Source organism: Stutzerimonas nosocomialis (assembly GCF_005876855.1).
Classification (GTDB): Bacteria; Pseudomonadota; Gammaproteobacteria; order Pseudomonadales; family Pseudomonadaceae; genus Stutzerimonas; species Stutzerimonas nosocomialis.
This window is the reverse complement of sequence record NZ_QLAE01000084.1, coordinates 1-573: the sequence shown is the minus strand read 5'-3', so window position 1 is coordinate 573 and position 573 is coordinate 1. Positions and strand designations below refer to the sequence as shown.

At 66.1% G+C, this 573-nt stretch carries 1 protein-coding gene; it reads left to right on the top strand.

Annotated elements, in window-relative coordinates:
• Positions 1 to 573 (top strand): OprD family outer membrane porin (locus tag DN824_RS22430; protein ID WP_138410514.1); only part of this gene is annotated, 573 nt, incomplete at both ends.

The following is a 573-nucleotide window of genomic DNA, read 5'->3' as shown; positions in this document are numbered from 1 at the left end:
GCCAAGGTCTCCAAGACCGAACTGCGCGTCGGCGAGTGGATGCCGGTGCTGCCGATCCTGCGGTCGGACGACGGCCGCTCCCTGCCCCAGACCTTCCAGGGCGCGCAGATCACCTCCCAGGAAATCGACGGCCTGTCGCTCTACGCCGGCCAGATGCGCCAGAACAGCGAGCGCAACAACGCCAGCCGCGAAGACATGTTCATGCAGGGCGTCACCAGCGCCACCTCCGATCGCTTCAACTTCGTCGGCGGTGAATTCACCTTCAACAGCGACCGCACCGTGATCGGGCTCTGGCACGCCGAACTCAAGGACATCTACGAGCAACAGTTCGTCAACCTGCGCCACGTGCAGCCGGTGGGCGACTGGGTGCTGGGCGCCAACCTCGGCTACTTCCACGGCGACGACGACGGCAGCGCCCGTGCCGGCGCCCTGGACAACAAGACCTACTCGGGTCTGTTCTCGGCCCAGATCGGCGGCAACACTTTCTACGTCGGCCTGCAGAAGGTCAGCGGCGACAGCGCCTGGATGCGGGTCAACGGCACCAGCGGCGGCACCCTGGCCAACGACAGCTAC